The sequence below is a fragment of the Polyangiaceae bacterium genome, assembly GCA_015075635.1.
GTDB lineage: Bacteria > Myxococcota_A > Polyangia > Polyangiales > Polyangiaceae > JADJKB01.
In genome coordinates, this window is the sequence record JABTUA010000001.1 from 1,118,021 (window position 1) to 1,132,686 (window position 14,666).

Genomic DNA, 14,666 nt, shown 5'->3' on the forward strand with positions numbered 1-14,666 from the left:
TTAGAGGGCTTGTCACCCCCGCAGGGAGCCTAGTCTGCCCGAGGCCCCACGCGCGCTCAGGCGTGGCGGCGCGCGCTCCTCCGGGAGCGCATCTGGGACAGCGACTTCCATACGGGCAGAGCATGCACGCAGAGACCATCCGGACCGCCCTCGGCCAGCTCCAAGACGACCCCGACCTCGCTCCGGCGTGGAGGCGCTGACCACCGCGGTCGAAGCGCCCGACCGGGACCTACCCTCGACCGAGCTCCTGCGCTTGCTCGAGCACGCGCGGACGCGCCATGCCGACCGGGGCGAGTGGGAGGCGGTGCTGCGCTTGCTCGACGTCGCCATCCCGGCGGCCAAGGGCAGCGACGCCGAGCCCGTGCTGCTCAAGGAGCGCATCCGGGTCCAGCGCGACGAGCTGTTCGACGAGGACGCCGCGCTACGCGCCGCGCGCCGCTACCTGGAGCTCGTCCCGGACGAGTCCGCCGTGATCGAGGCCATCGAGGAGAGCGAGGGCAAGCGAGGTCGCTGGAAGGATCTGGTGGCGACCTACACGAGCGAGTCGGAGCAGGCGCCGGACGACGTCTACAAGAGCTCGATGCTGATGCGCGCGGCGGAGATGGAGTTCCGTTTCGGCAGCGCGGATGCCGACTCGAAGTCCATCGCCGAGCGCCTGGAGCAGTCGGTGCGGCTCGACCCGAGCAACGTGCGGGCGGCGAAGATGCTGGAGCGCGTGCTCAGGCAGTCGGAGCGCTGGCAGGACGTCGCGCGGGTGCTGGAGCGCGTCACCGATCGAGCCGAGTTGCCCAAGGATCGCATCGAGGCCGGAGTGCGCCTGGCACGCCTGTTCAAGACGCGGCTCTCCGACCCGGAGCGGGCGGCGCGGGCCTACGAGCGCATCCTGCGGGACAAGCCGGACTTCGCCGAAGCCATGGCCTTTCTGAGCGAGTTCTACGAGCACGCGGAGCGTTGGGACGAGCTGTGCGCGCTCTACGAGCGCGACCTCAAGGGCCGCGATCTGTCCAGCCCCGAGCGCGTGGGCGACATGCTGCAGATCGCCATGCTGCTGTGGAAGAAGGCCGCCCGCCTGCGCGACGCCGAGAGCTGGTTCGAGCGCATCTCGCGCGTCGAGCCGACGCAGCCGTTGGTGCTGGAGTTCTATCGCGAGTTCGCCGCGGCCGAGCACGACGACAAGCGCCTGATGGACGTGCTCGGCGCCGCCCAGCGCGCCATGAAGGACGGTCCGGACAAGACCGCCATCAGCTCCGAGATCGCCCGGCTCGCCGAGGGCCAGGCCAACGCCCAGAAGGCGATCGAGCAATACAAGGGCGTGCTGCGTCAGGACCCGGACAACGTCGAGGCCCGCGAGGCTCTCAAGCGACTGTACAAGCAGACCCAAGGCTACAACGCCCTCGTCGAGCTGCTGCGTCAGGAGCTGGAGCGTGCTGACCCCAGCGATGTCGCGCGCCGCGTCGGCATCCTGCGCGAGGTCGCGCAGGTGTACCGCCAGCACCTCAAGAGCGACACGGCGCTGGTCAGCGTGCTCAACCAGATCGTGCAGCTGGACGAGAAGCTCGACGAGAACGACGTGGTCGAGGTTCGCGAGCTCGTTCAGCTCTACGACAAGCTGCAGCGCTGGCGCGACCTGCTGACGAACCAGCTCAAGCTCGCCGAGATCACCCCGGACGCGGCCGAGAAGAAGGACCTGTATCGCGCCGTCGCCCGGCGTTGGCTCGAGCAGTTCTCCAACGTCCAGAACGCGACGGACGCCTACGAGGCGTTGCTCGGGGTCGACCCGACGGACGCCGAGGCGCGGGAGCGGCTCGCGGAGCTGTACAAGAAGCGCCGCGCCTGGCCGGCCCTGTACGAGCTGTACGAGCGGGAGGTCGGCGCGCTCACGGGCTCCGCGAAGATCCCGCTGCTCACCGAGATGGCCCAGCTCGCCGCCGAGCGCTTGAACCGCGGCGCGGACGCGGTCGAGCTCTACAAGCAGATCCTCGCGATCGAGCCGGGTCGCGTCGAGGTGTTGGACGCGCTGGAGAAGCACGCGGAGCGCAGCAAGGACTGGCAGACCTTGGCCTCCGTGCTGGAGAAGCGCGTGGACGCGACCAGCGACGAAGCGGCCCGTCTCGCCGTGCTGCAGAAGCTCGGCGGCGTGTACGCCGACCACCTCGGCGATCACGCTCGCGCGGCCAGCGCGTGGCGCCGGGTGCTAGAGCTGTCGCCGGGCCATGCCCGCGCGCTGCGCGTACTGCGCGACGCCTACCTCTCCGGCGGAGACTACGACGGGCTGCAGAGCTTGTACGAGTCGCAAGGCGACTGGGAGGGACTGGCGGAGGTGCTGAGCACCGCCGCCGACCGCGCCAAGGACGACAAGAGCAAGATCGACCTGTCGTACCGCGCGGCGGCGGTGCTCGAGCAACACCTGCAGCAACCGACCGTGCCTTCCGCTCCTACGAGCGCATCCTCTCGGTGGACCCCACCGACGCCAGGGCGGCGCGCGCGCTGATCCCGCTCTACGAGCACGACCAGAAGTGGGCGCGCCTGCCGGCGCTCTACGAGCTCCTGGCGGAGGCGACCGACTCGACGGAAGACCGCCTCGAGTGGCTCAAGAAGCTGGTCGACACCGCGAGCCACAAGCTCTCCGACAAGAAGGCCGCGGCCGGTTACGCGCGCCGGGCCTACGAGCTCTCGCCGGGGAACGCCGAGGCGCTCGCGCTCCTGGAAGAGACGGCGCGGGCGGCTCAGGCCTTCGGCGAGCTGGCGAGCGCCCTGGAGGCGCGGCTGGAGTCGCTGCCGCGGCCGGCAGCGGGCGAAGGCGAGGCAGCCGCCGCGGAAAAGGGCAAGAAGCGCGGCAAGAAGAAGGGGCGCGAGGACGCCGTCACCGTGCCGGACGGCGCGGCGGCACGCGCGTCCGCGATGCTCGATGCCGAGCAGCGAAACCTGACGCTCAAGCTCGCCGGACTCTATGCGCGGGAGCTCGGGCGCACCGACGACTCCATCGCAGCCTACAAGCGCCTGCTCGAGCGCGACCCCGCGGATCGAGAGGTGGCGGGTGCTCTGGACGGGCTCCTGCGCGAGCACGACCGCCGCGACGAGCTGCGCTGGCTGCTCGACCTCCGCGTGCAGCACGCCCCGAGCGACGCCGACAAGCTGCAGATCCTGAGCGAGTGGGCCACGCTCGAGGAGGAGGTCTTCGAGTCGCAGGAGAAGGCCGTCGAGCTGTATCGTCGCATCCTGGAGGTGGAGCCCGGCGAGCCGAACGCGCTCCGTTCGCTGCCGCGCCTGTTGCTGCTCTCCGACGACGCCGCCGGCGCTGCCGAGGTCATCGAGCGGCACCGTGATCGCCTGAGCGGGGACGACCTCGCTCAGCGCGAGGTCGAGCTGGCGGAGCTCTACCTCCTGCGCCTCGACCGCTTCGACGACGCCTTGTCCTCGGCGGTGCGCGCCCTCGAGCTGTCACCCGGGCACGCTCGCGCGATGAGCGTGCTGGAGAAGCTGATGGAACGCGACTCCACCAAGACGCGCGCGGCGGAGGTCCTGGCGACGCAATACGCCAGCGGTGGTGACGCGCGCCGGGAGGCCCAGGCGCTGAGCGTGATGCTGTCCCAGACCCGTGACGAGGCGGAGCGCCTGGACATCTACTCGCGCCTGGCAGACGTCCACGACCAGAAGCTGGGTGCCCACGGCAACGCGCTCGACGTGATGCTGGCCGCGGTGCGCGAGTTCCCGACCGAGCTCTCGCTGTGGGAGCGCGCCGACGCGCTGGCGGCCTCGGCGGGTCGTCCGACGGATCTGGCAGAGGCGTACCGAGAGATCTTGCGCGGCGGCCTGGACCGGAGCATCGAGGTCGAGCTGTGCGAGCGCGCGGCGCGCCTCTACGAGGACAAGCTCGGCGACCCCATCGGAGCCACACCTTACCTGGAGCGAGTGCTCAAGCTGGACGCCGGCAACGAGCGCGCATTCTTGCGCTTGAAGGACATCCTGACGGCTGCCGAGCGCTGGAGCGAGCTCGAGGCGCTGTACGATCGAGCAGCGCAGGCCACCGACGACCCGGCGCGCAAGGCGGAGATGTTGGTGGAGGTAGCGCTGGTCTGCGAGGAGATCATCGACGACGCGGTCAAGGCCGCTGCGCACTACGAGCGCATCCTGGACCTCGATCCGAGCCACGACGGGGGGATCCGCGCCCTTGACCGACTCTACGCGCGGCTCGACCGCCACGAAGACCTGGCGCGGTTGCTCGCTCGGCGCGTGGACCTCTCGAGCGGTGACGAGCTGCTCGAGCTCGAGCTGCGCCTGGCGCGCATCGAGCTCGACCGGCTGCACCACCCCGAGCGCGCCATCGGGCACGTCGAGAACGTGCTGCGCGAACGGCCCAACGACTACGACGCGCGAGAGCTCGCGGAGAAGCTCCTCGCCATCGGCAGCATGCGGGGACGAGCCGCGAAGATCTTGGAGGGCGTGTACGAGGCCCGGGACGAGATCCGCGACCTGGTCCGCGTGCTCGGCATCCGGCTCGAGGAGCTCGACGAGACGCTGCGAGGTCAGGAGAGCCCAGATCCGGTGCTGGACGACGAGCGGCGCGAGCTCTTGCGCCGGGTCTCGCGGCTGCGAGACGAGCGCATGCACGACGACGAAGGCGCCTTCGAGGCACTGGCTCGACTGGTGCCGCTCGATCCGCTCGACGGCGACTCGCGGACCCGGCTGATCGAGATCGGCCGGCGCACGGGCGCACACGCTCGAGTCGCAGAAGTGTTGGATCGCGCCGCCGAGAAGGCCGACACCGCCGGGTTGCGGGGTGAGATCCTGATGAAGGCGGCTGCCATCCACGAGGACTTGCTCAGCGACCCCGCTCGCGCGGAGGACACCTACAAGAGGGTGCTCGCGCTCGACGAGTCCGATGCCGAGCTGGTGCTGCCGGCTGCCCGGGCGCTGGAGCGCATCTACGTCGCCTCGAACCAGCACAAGAAGCTGGCGGAGGTGCTGAAGACCCAGGTCGCCCTGGAGCAAGAAGGCGACAAGAGGCGCGAGCTCTTCGGCCGCCTGGGAGAGCTCTACCAGAGCGTGCTGGAAGACTCCGCGGGCGCCGTCGAGGCCTGGAAGGCCCGGCTCGAGGAGCACCCCTCCGACGAGCTGGCCCTGGCGTCGCTCGACGCCCTGTACGAAAAGACCGAGGACTACAGGAGCCTGACGCAGATCCTCGATCGTCGACGCGAGGTGACCGAAGACGTCGGTCTGCGCCGCAAGCTGATGGTGCGCATGGCGGAGGTGCAGGCCCAGAAGCTCGGCAACGTGAGCGACGCCATCGAAGCCTGGCGCGCCGTGGTGGACGAGCACGGCTCGTCCCTGGAGTCGCTCTTGGCGCTGGAGAAGCTCTACCAGTCGGCAGAGCGCTGGGACGATCTGGCCGAGTCGTACACCGCTCACCTCGAGGTGGTGCAGAACGACGGCGAACGCCTCGAGCTGCTCTCAAGCTCGGGGATCTCAAGCGCGAGCAGCTGAACGACCTGGAGGGTGCGCTGGACGCCTACCGTCGCGCGCTCACGCTCGACACCGGGCACGCGCCCAGCCGTGCTGCGCTGGAGAAGCTGCTCGACTCGGAGGAGTCGCAGGCGCGGCGCGAGGCCGCTGCGATCCTACATCCCATCTACGAAGGTGAGGGGCGCACGAGCCGCTCCTGCGCGTGCTCGAGATCGAGGTCGCCGCCACCGACGACCCCGTCGAGAAGATCGAGGCGCTGGAGAAGGCTCTGCACATCGCCGAGCACTCGCTGGAGGACACCCGTCGCGCCTACGAGTACGCGGAGCGTGCGCTGCGCGAGGCCGTGGGCCATACGGAGCTCGGATTTGGCTCAACCATCTCGATCGTCTCGCCTCCGCATCGGGACGCCATGCCGACCAGGTCAAGCTCCTGTGCGACGTCGTGCCCAACATCTTCGACGGCGATCTGCAGCTCTCGGTCACGCTGAAGGTCGCGGACCTCGCCCGGCAGAAGCTCGGCGACAAGAAGCTCGCCCGGGAGTACTACGAGAAGGCGCTCGAGCTCCGGTCGGAGGACCGTCACGCGCTCAGCTCGCTCGAGTCGCTCTACGAAGAGCAGGGCGACTCCCAGAGTCTGCTCGGCATCTTCGAGCGACGCATCGAGAACGCCGAGTCGGACGACGAGCGCAAGACGCTGCTCTACCGCAAGGCGAAGCTCCTCTCCGACGCGCTGAGCGACAACGCTGGAGCCGTCGGTGCCTACGAGTCCATCCTGGACATCGCGCTCGAGGCTCCGGCCATCGAGGCGCTGGAGGGCCTCTACGCGCTGGAGGAGCGCTGGCAGGACCTGGTGGACCTCCACCGCCGCCAGCTGGACGCCGGGCAGGGCAAGCCGGCGGACCTGCACGTCAAGATGGCGCGCGTGCTCGCGCAGCGCATGCAGGAGGTGCCGCGCGCCTTCGACGAGCTGGAAGAGGCACTGGGCAGCGAGAAGCAGCACGAAGGCGCGATCGGTGAGCTGGAGAGGCTGATGAGCGGCGGCGGCGACGCCGAGCACCGCGCTCGCGCCGCGGCCATCCTGGAGCCGGTCTACTTGCTCCGGGCGGACTTCGGAAAGGTCATGGAGTCCATCCAGGCTCGGCTCGAGGTCAGCCAGGACCCGGACGAACGCCGGGAGCTCCTGTCGCGGCTGGCTCAGCTCTACGAAGAGCAGAAGGAGGACTACGTCGCGGCGCTGGAGACCACCGCCAAGCTCCTGCACGAGGACCTGTCCGACGCGCCGACCATCACCGAGCTGGAGCGCCTGGCCAAGGTCGCGGGCGCCGAGAAGCGATTGGCGGAGATCTACGCCGCGGAGCTCGAGAACGTGGTCGCCGACGAGCCGGCGACGGCCAACCTCGCGCGGCGTGCCGGCGAGATCTTCGCCGGGCTGGGCGACAACGACCGCGCGCTGGCCTTCTCGAGGCGCGCTCTGGCTTTCGAGCCCGAGAGCCGCGAGCTGTTCGACGCGGTGGACGCCATCTTGGTCAAGACCGACCGCCACGCCGAGCGCGTGGAGCACTACCGCGCGGCGCTCGACCATCGCTTCGAGCCGGCGGACAGACTGGCGGCGCTCCACACCATCGCCGAGCTCGAGCGCAAGCGGGCGGGCAACCCCGATGCGGCCATCGAGACCTATAGAGCCGCGCTCGACGTGGACGAGCGCGACGAGCGCACGCTGGACGCGCTCACCGAGCTGTACCGCGAGCGCGAACGCTGGACCGACCTCGCGGAGCTCCACCTGCGCCGCGCGGAGAGCGCCCTGGATCCGGAGCCCGCTGCGCCCCACCGTCTGGCGCTGGCGCGCCTCTACCTGAAGGAGCTCTCGGAGCCAGACCGCGCCGTGGACCAACTCGAGGAGATCGTCCGCGGAGTGCCCGGTCACGCCGAAGCCGTCGCGGAGCTCGAGGGCCTGCTCGGAAACGAGGGACAGAAGCAGCGCGTGGTGGAGATTTTGCGGCCCCTGTACGAGGGCGCCGACGACTGGAAGCGACTCGTTCGCCTGAACGAGGACCGCTATGCCCTGGCCGAGACGCCGCAAGAGAAGGTCTTCGTGCTCAGGGAGACCGCCCGGCTCTGGGAGGAGCGCGGGCGCGACGCGACGCGGGCGTGTCGCGCGCTACGCGTGGCGGTGGGCCTCGACCCGGACGACGCCGAGACGCGCGCGGAGTTCGAGCGCCTGACGGACCTGACGAATTCCTGGGACAAGTTGACCGAGACCTACGAGGCCGCGCTCGAGGAGAGCCCGGACATGCTCGCGCCGCGATCTCCTGGCGAAGGTCGCGGAGGTCCATGACAAGCGCCGGGACGACCCGCGCGCCGCGCTCGGGGCCTACGAGCGGCTGCGTCAGGTGGACGAGTCGGACCTGGACGTCCTGGCGCGAATGGAGATGCTGGCCACGCTGCTCAGCGACTGGGCCGTGCTGGTCAACGTGCTGACCTCGAAGGCCGAGTACGTGCTCGAGAACGAGGAGCGGGCGAGCCTGTGGCGTCGCGTGGGCGAGTCAAAGCGCGACATGCTCGACGATCCGGCGGGTGCCATCGCTGCCTACGAGCGCGCGCTGGAGCTCGATCCGGAGAGCGCCTTCACCGTCGACTGCCTGATCGACCTCCGTGAGGGCGGGACCGAGGCCGAGCTCCTGGCGGAGCTCTACCAGCGCCGCGTGGAGCTCTGCGGTGAGGACGACGCCGAGCTGAAATACGACCTCTTGCGCCGGGCCGCCAAGCTCCAAGAGGATAAGCTCTCCGATCGCCGCAAGGCCATCGATCTCCTGGGCCAAGCGTTGTCCATCCGTGCCGCGGATCCCGAGGTGCTGCGCGAGTTGGACCGGCTCTACCGGCAGGAGGAGATGTGGCCGGAGCTGCTCGACAATCTGAAGCTCGAGGCGAGCCGCGCGGAGTCGTCGGATGAGCGCGCCCGGTTGCGGCGCGAATGGGCAATCTCCTGGCGGAGAAGCTGACCAGCTACGACGAAGCGCTGGAGGCCTACCGGCTCGTGCTGGACGAGGCGCCGAGTGATGCCGAAGCTCTGGCGCGGGTGTCGGCGCTGGGTCGCGAGCACGAGGACTTGCGCCTCGTCGTCACCGGGATCCTGATTCCGGTGCTGCGCGCGACCGAACGCCACGCCGAGCTGACGGACGCGCTGGAGATGCGCCTCAGCGTGGAGTCGGACCCGAGCGAGCGCGCCGAGACGCTTCGGACCATAGCGGAGGTGCTCGACGCGAAGCTGGGCCGGACGGCTGACGCCAAGCGGCGCTGCTCCGCGCGCTGGCGGAGCGCCCGGACGCTGCCGATCTGCACTCGGAGATCGAGCGTCTCTCGGCCGCCGCCAACGCCTGGCCGGCCTACGCCGAGGCGCTGGCGGAGCGCGCGGGCAGCATCTTCGAGCCAGAGGTCGCCAAGGACTTGTGGGCGCGGCTCGGCCGCATCGCCGAAGAGCAGCTGTCCGACGACGCGCGCGCGGTGGAGGCCTACGTTCGTGCGCTCGAGCAGGCTGGCGAGCAGCCGGAGCTGTTGCTCGCCCTCGATCGCTTGCACGCGAAGCTCGGCAACCAGAAGGAGCTCGCCGACGTCATCGAACGCCGCATCGCCCTGGAGCCCTCGGACGCCGGTCAGGCCGACCTCTACCACCGGCTGGGCATGATCCAGGTGCAGGCCTTCGAGGAGCCCGCCCGCGCGCTCGCGTCCTTTCGCATGGCGCTCGAGCGCGCGCCCGAGCACGACGGCGCCGCCGACGAGCTCGAGAAGCTCACTAGCGAGCGCGACCTGTTCGAAGAGGCCGCGGAGGTCCTGGAGTCCGTGTACCGCCAGCGCGGCAAGACCGACCGCTTGGCGTCGCTGTACGAGAAGCGCGTCGGCTTCGCCGACAGCAAGGAACAACGCATCGAGATGCGCAAGAACCTGGCGCGCGTGCTGGAGGACGACGCCAAGGACCCGGCCGCCGCGCAGCGAGTGCTGCAGCAGGGCCTGACCGACGACCCCTCCGATGCCGCGCTCTTGGACGAAATCGAGCGCTTGGCCGCCATCACCGGCAACTGGGAGGGGCGGCTGCGGCGCTGGGGCCGCCGTGGACAAGAACCCCGAGCTCGGTCGCGACCTGGGTCGGGACCTGTGCGTGCGCATCGCCACCTGGCAGCGCGACAAGATGGAGGACGGGGTGGCAGCAGAGCGCTCCCTGGCGAAGGCCCTGGAGCTCGACCCGAACAGCGACGACGTGTTGGTGCTGCTCGAGCAGGTGCAGCGAGCGCCGGGCCGCGAACGAGACCTGGTCGAGACGCTGCGTCGCCGGGCGAAGCTTCAAGTGGACGAGGCTCGGCGCGAGGACGCCTACCGCGAGGCCAAGCGACTGGCCGACGGCCTGGGTGACGCGAAGCTGGCCGAGTCCGTCGTGCGCGAGCTCCTCGAGCAAGACGACGCGAACACCTGGGCGCTCGCGGAGCTGACCGAGCTCAGTGAGCGCGCTGGCGACTTCGCCGAGACGTTCCGGCTGCTCAGCCGCCGTGCCGAGCTCGGGGCTGCGGGCGCCGAGATCCGGGAGCTCCGCCACCGCGCTGCTGCCATCGCGCAGGGCAAGCTCGACCGGCGCGACGACGCCATCGGCATCTACGAGCAGCTCTTCGAGGACGATCCGCAGGACCGCGACGCTGCTGCTGCGCTACGAGAGCTGTACGTGTCGGCGTCGCGATGGGAAAACCTCGGGCGCTTGCTGGAGCGGCTCGTGGACAACGCCGACAGCGCCTCCGAGCGCAGCGCGCTGCGCATCGATCTGGCGAAGCTGAACGTCGAGCGCTTCCAGGCCATCGACGCCGCCGTGGACTTTCTCAAGACGGTGCTCGAGGACGAGCCCGGCAACGGTGACGCTGTCGTGGCCTTGAGCGAGCTGTACGAGAAGGCGCAACGCGACGAGGAGCTCGCCGAGCTCTTGTCGGGACAAATCGAGGCGGCCCGCTCCCGCGGCGACACGCAGGCGGAGCTGCGCTTCCAGGTGCGCCTGGGCGAGATCTACGACACACGGCTGAAGAACCGCGCCAAGGCCATCGAGACCTACCAAGCCGTGTTGGACCGCGACGGCTCCCACCGCGGGGCGCTCGAGGCGCTGGCGCGCTTGCACCAGGCAGGTGGTGACCTGGCCGAGGCGGCGCGGATCCTGGACCGGTTGATCGGCGTGAGCGAGGGCGCGGATGCCGTGCGCTCGTGCGGCACCCTGGCGGACGTCCACGAGAAGCTCGGAGACAAGGTCGCTGCTGCCGCCGCGCTGGAGCGCGCGCTCGGCGTGGACAAGGCGGACAAGGAAGTGCGAGCCCGCTTGCTCGCGCTCTACGAGGCGACCGAGTCCTGGGAGAAGCTCGCCGCTCACCTGGTCGTGGACGCCGAGCTGGCCGAGGGCGTCGACGCGCAGATCCCGCTCCTGCGTCGCGCCGCGGACACGCATGCCAAGAAGCGTGGCGATTGGGCAGAGGCCAGCCTGGTGCTGGAGAAGGCCAGCGCGCTCAGGCCCGACGACCGCGAGCTCTTGCTCGCTCTCTGTGACGCTTACAGCGCGTCGGGCAAGGGGAAAGCGGCGGCGGCGGTCCTGGAGAAAATCGTGAGAGCTACGGCGGCAAGCGTTCGAAAGAGCTGGCGGAGATCCACCGCCGACTGGCGGACGCACACATCGCCGACGGGAACACGGAGAAGGCACTGGAGGAGCTCGACAAGGCGTTCCGCATCGAGCCCGGGAACGTCCATGTGCTCAAGGCGCTCGGCTTGGTGGCCATTCAGGTCGACGATCTGAAGAAGGCGATGCAGATGTTCCGCGCGCTGCTGCTGCAGAAGCTCGAAGCGGACTCGCCGATCACCAAGGCGGAGGTGTTCTTCCACTTGGGCGAGATCCACGCGAAGCAGAACGAGAAGCCCAAGGCCATCCAGATGCTGGAACGCGCGATCCAGGCGGATGACAAGCTCGAACGCGCCAAGCAGCTCATGGCCGAGCTCAAGGGCTGAGCCCCGGAACCACAGTGCATGACTTGGATGGCATGCGCCGGCTCATCGGCTTTCTGCTCGGCCTGGTGGTGCGGGCGTGGGTCTGGACCTTTCGCGTGAGGGTGACTGCGCCGCTCACCTTCGACTCCGCACCGCCCAGTGTGTTCGCGTTCTGGCATGGCCGGCAGATGGCGCTCCTCCGCGCGCGCCGCGGACGCCCGAGCGTGGCGATGGTGAGCCGGTCGCGGGACGGTGAGCCCAGTCGGGCATCCTGGGCGCGGTGGGCGTGCGGAGCGTGCGCGGGTCGAGCTCGCACGGGGCGCCGCCGCCCTCGGCGCTCTGGTGCGCCGCCTCTCGCGGGCGGGTGAGCACGCGCTGTTCGCGGTCGACGGCCCGCGCGGACCGGCGTTTCGCGCCAAACCCGGCGCTGCCAAGGCGGCGCTCCTGGCCCAGGCGCCGCTCTTCCCTGTCGGCAGTTGCGCGGCCTGGGCCTTCAGGCTCTCGCGCGCGTGGGACGACTTCCTGGTGGTGCTGCCTTTCTCCCGCGTCGTCGTCGTGGTCGGCGAGCCCCTGGACCCGCGCGCCGCAGCGGCCGACCTGGACTGCTCGAGACGGCCATCGCCAGCGCAGGCGCCCGGGCCGAGATGGAGCTGTCGAGCTGGGGTCGAGCGTGACGACCGTCGTCTCGATCGACGGAGTCGCGCACGCGCCCGAGACGGCTCGGGTCAGTGTATTCGATCGCGGATTCCTCTACGGAGACTCGGTGTTCGAGACCATCCGCACCTATGGCGGGCGTCCGTTCGCGCTGCCGGAGCACCTCTGCCGGCTCGAGCAGAGCGCGGCTCGGGTGTTCATCGATCTGCCAGTGCCGCGGAGCCGCATCGCGGCGGAGGTCGCGGAAGCGTTGGCGGCCGCAGGCAATCCCGAGAGCTACGTCCGGGTAATCGTGACTCGCGGCAGCGGACCGTTGGGGCTGGACACGGGGTTCGAAGTCCGGCCCCTGCGCGTGATCATCGTGGCCCTCTGACGCCGCCCGCGCCGGAGCTCTACGCGGAGGGATCGCCGCGGTGACCTACCGGACCCAACGCGTCGCAGAGGCTACGGACGCGGCTGGGACGAAGGTCGGAAATTACCTGGTGGCCGTGCTGGCGATGCGGAAGGCGCGTGCGGAAGGTGCGGCCGAAGCATTGATCGTGGACCACGCTGGCAACGTCGTGGAGGGAGCGTCGTCGAACGTCTTCGCGGTCTGCGCGGGGTCCTCGTGACGCCCCCCGAGAGCGCCGGCATCCTGCCGGGGATCACCCGGGCGAAGCTGCTCGAGGTGGCTGCCGAGCTCGGGCTCCCGGTCGAGCTTCGGGCGCTCCCGGTCGCGGAGCTGAGCGCGGCGAACGAGGTCTTCATCTCGTCGAGCATCCGGGAGCTGCTCGCCGTGGTGCGGGTGGATTCCCGGGTCATCGGCGCCGGCAGGCCCGGCCCGTGAGCGCCCGTCTGCTCCGGGCATTCCGAGAAAAAGCAATGATCTAGAAGGTTTGTGTGTCGGGTCCGGCGGGTGAATCCCACCCCGGCGGCGGCCGTCGAACCCGGGCGGAGACGGGGAAGAAACCGGGACAATCCACGTAGACTGATGGGACGAGGTAGGCGGAGAACCATGAAACACTTCTTTGGCACGTTGACTCTGGGGCTCTTGGGTTTCGCGCTTTTCGGCACCAGCGGCTGCAAGCTCTCCGACTGTGGGCCCGACGAGCAGGAATCGGACGGCGTTTGCATCCAGGGCAAGTCGCTGACGAAGTTCGACGGCACGGACGTGTCGAAGACCGTCCCCTATCAAGGTGGCGACGTCACGATCGCCACGGTGTACGGCAACGTCACCGTCGAGGCGGGGCCGCCTCCGGCACCGTCGAGGTGATCTTCAAGCCCTTCGACTTCGAGGCCTACGACGAGAAGGAGCTGGCCACCCGTCAGATGAACGAGAACCTCCTCCTCACCATCCAGGACGGGGCGAACGTCAACGTGACCGCCGCACGTCAGGGGAACCCGACCAACGGGCTCGGCGCCTCGGTCACGGTGAAGCTACCGGCTGACTTCGCCGGCAACTTGACCATCATGAACCACGGAGACGGCCCGCTAGCCAACAAGGGCGAGTTCGACGTGGACGTCAAGTCGGTGTCGCAGGCCAAGACCGTCACCTTGACCAACAAGGCTTCCCTCGGCGACTGCTACGTGAACGGTGCGGCCAGCGTCGTCGCCACTGGCGTCACCTGCCACGGCAAGGTCTCGGTGCTCGGTGTGAGCGACGACGTGAACATCACCACCGACGGTGAGGGCATGGACGACCCCTCCGTCGTGCTGCGGGTCGTCGGGGTCTCCGCCGGCGCCAAGGGCGGCAAGATCACCGTCGCGGACGAGGGCAGCATCGACGCGACCTTCCCGGCAAGCGGCAACTACTCGGTGCACGCCAGCGCTCCCCTCGGAGCGGTGGACACGGGCGCCCCGCCCGCGACCTGCACGGTTTCGGAGACGGCAGCGGCGGACAAGAAGGTGACCTGCGGCAGCGACGGGCCCGCCTACGACCTGTTCACGAACGGCGAGAACGGCAGCGTGTTCCTGGAAGGGAACATCGTCATCAAGTACCAGTGAGACCTGGCCGCGCGCAGAAGAGAAGTGCGCCACGATGCCACGACGCCACGGCGGAATTTCTTGGTGGTGTCGCGGGTTGAGGCGCGAGCGAGAGCCGATGGCCTCCGGGTGGTCCGAAGGCAGAAGAGAAGTGCGCCACGGCGCAACGACGCAACGACGCCACGGAGGAATTTCTCTGTGTGTCGTGAGAGTTGGCGGGCCTGCATCGGGCGAGGACCGTCGAGAGTCGGTAGCCCCGGGTCCTGTTCGGACGTCAGAACTCGAGGTCGGGCGATCTCCAGACCGTGGGCACGCTCAACTCATCGGCCGTTCGATGAGGCAGCGGGTCGAGCTCGCGCTCGGACGCTGAAGGGCGCCGCCAGCTCGAGAGACAAAAATTCTCTTCGTGGCGTTCGTGGCGTCGTTGCGTCGTGGCGCAACCAGAACTCGAGGTCGGGCGATCTCCAGACCGTGGGAACGCTCAACTCATCGGCCGTTCGATGAGGCAGCGGGTCGAGCTCGCGCCCGGACGCTGAAGGGCGCCGCCAGCTCGAGAGACAAAAAATTCTCTTCGTGGCGTTCGTGGCG

At 69.4% G+C, this 14,666-nt stretch carries 2 protein-coding genes and 2 pseudogenes; all 4 read left to right on the top strand.

The features are described from left to right. Positions 1 to 122 precede the first annotated feature (122 nt). Positions 123 to 11,483, top strand: a pseudogene (locus HS104_05230) (tetratricopeptide repeat protein). Positions 11,484 to 12,132: 649 nt separating this feature from the next. Continuing rightward, positions 12,133 to 12,986 (top strand): annotated as a pseudogene (locus HS104_05235) (aminotransferase class IV). 124 nt (positions 12,987 to 13,110) lie between these two features. Further along, entirely contained in the window at positions 13,111 to 13,368 is a 258-nt protein-coding gene (locus HS104_05240) for a hypothetical protein (protein MBE7479376.1), read from the top strand. Then, the gene (locus tag HS104_05245; protein MBE7479377.1) at positions 13,365 to 14,099 is read left to right on the top strand and encodes a hypothetical protein; all 735 of its coding nucleotides are present in this window, start codon (positions 13,365 to 13,367) and stop codon (positions 14,097 to 14,099) included. The genes HS104_05240 and HS104_05245 overlap by 4 nt, the downstream gene beginning before the upstream one ends. The last annotated feature ends 567 nt before the right edge of the window (positions 14,100 to 14,666 follow it).

Coding starts and splice junctions, on each gene's coding strand:
- HS104_05240 (MBE7479376.1), top strand. CDS start 13,111: ATGAAACACTTCTTTGGCACGTTGACTCTGGGGCTCTTGGGTTTCGCG.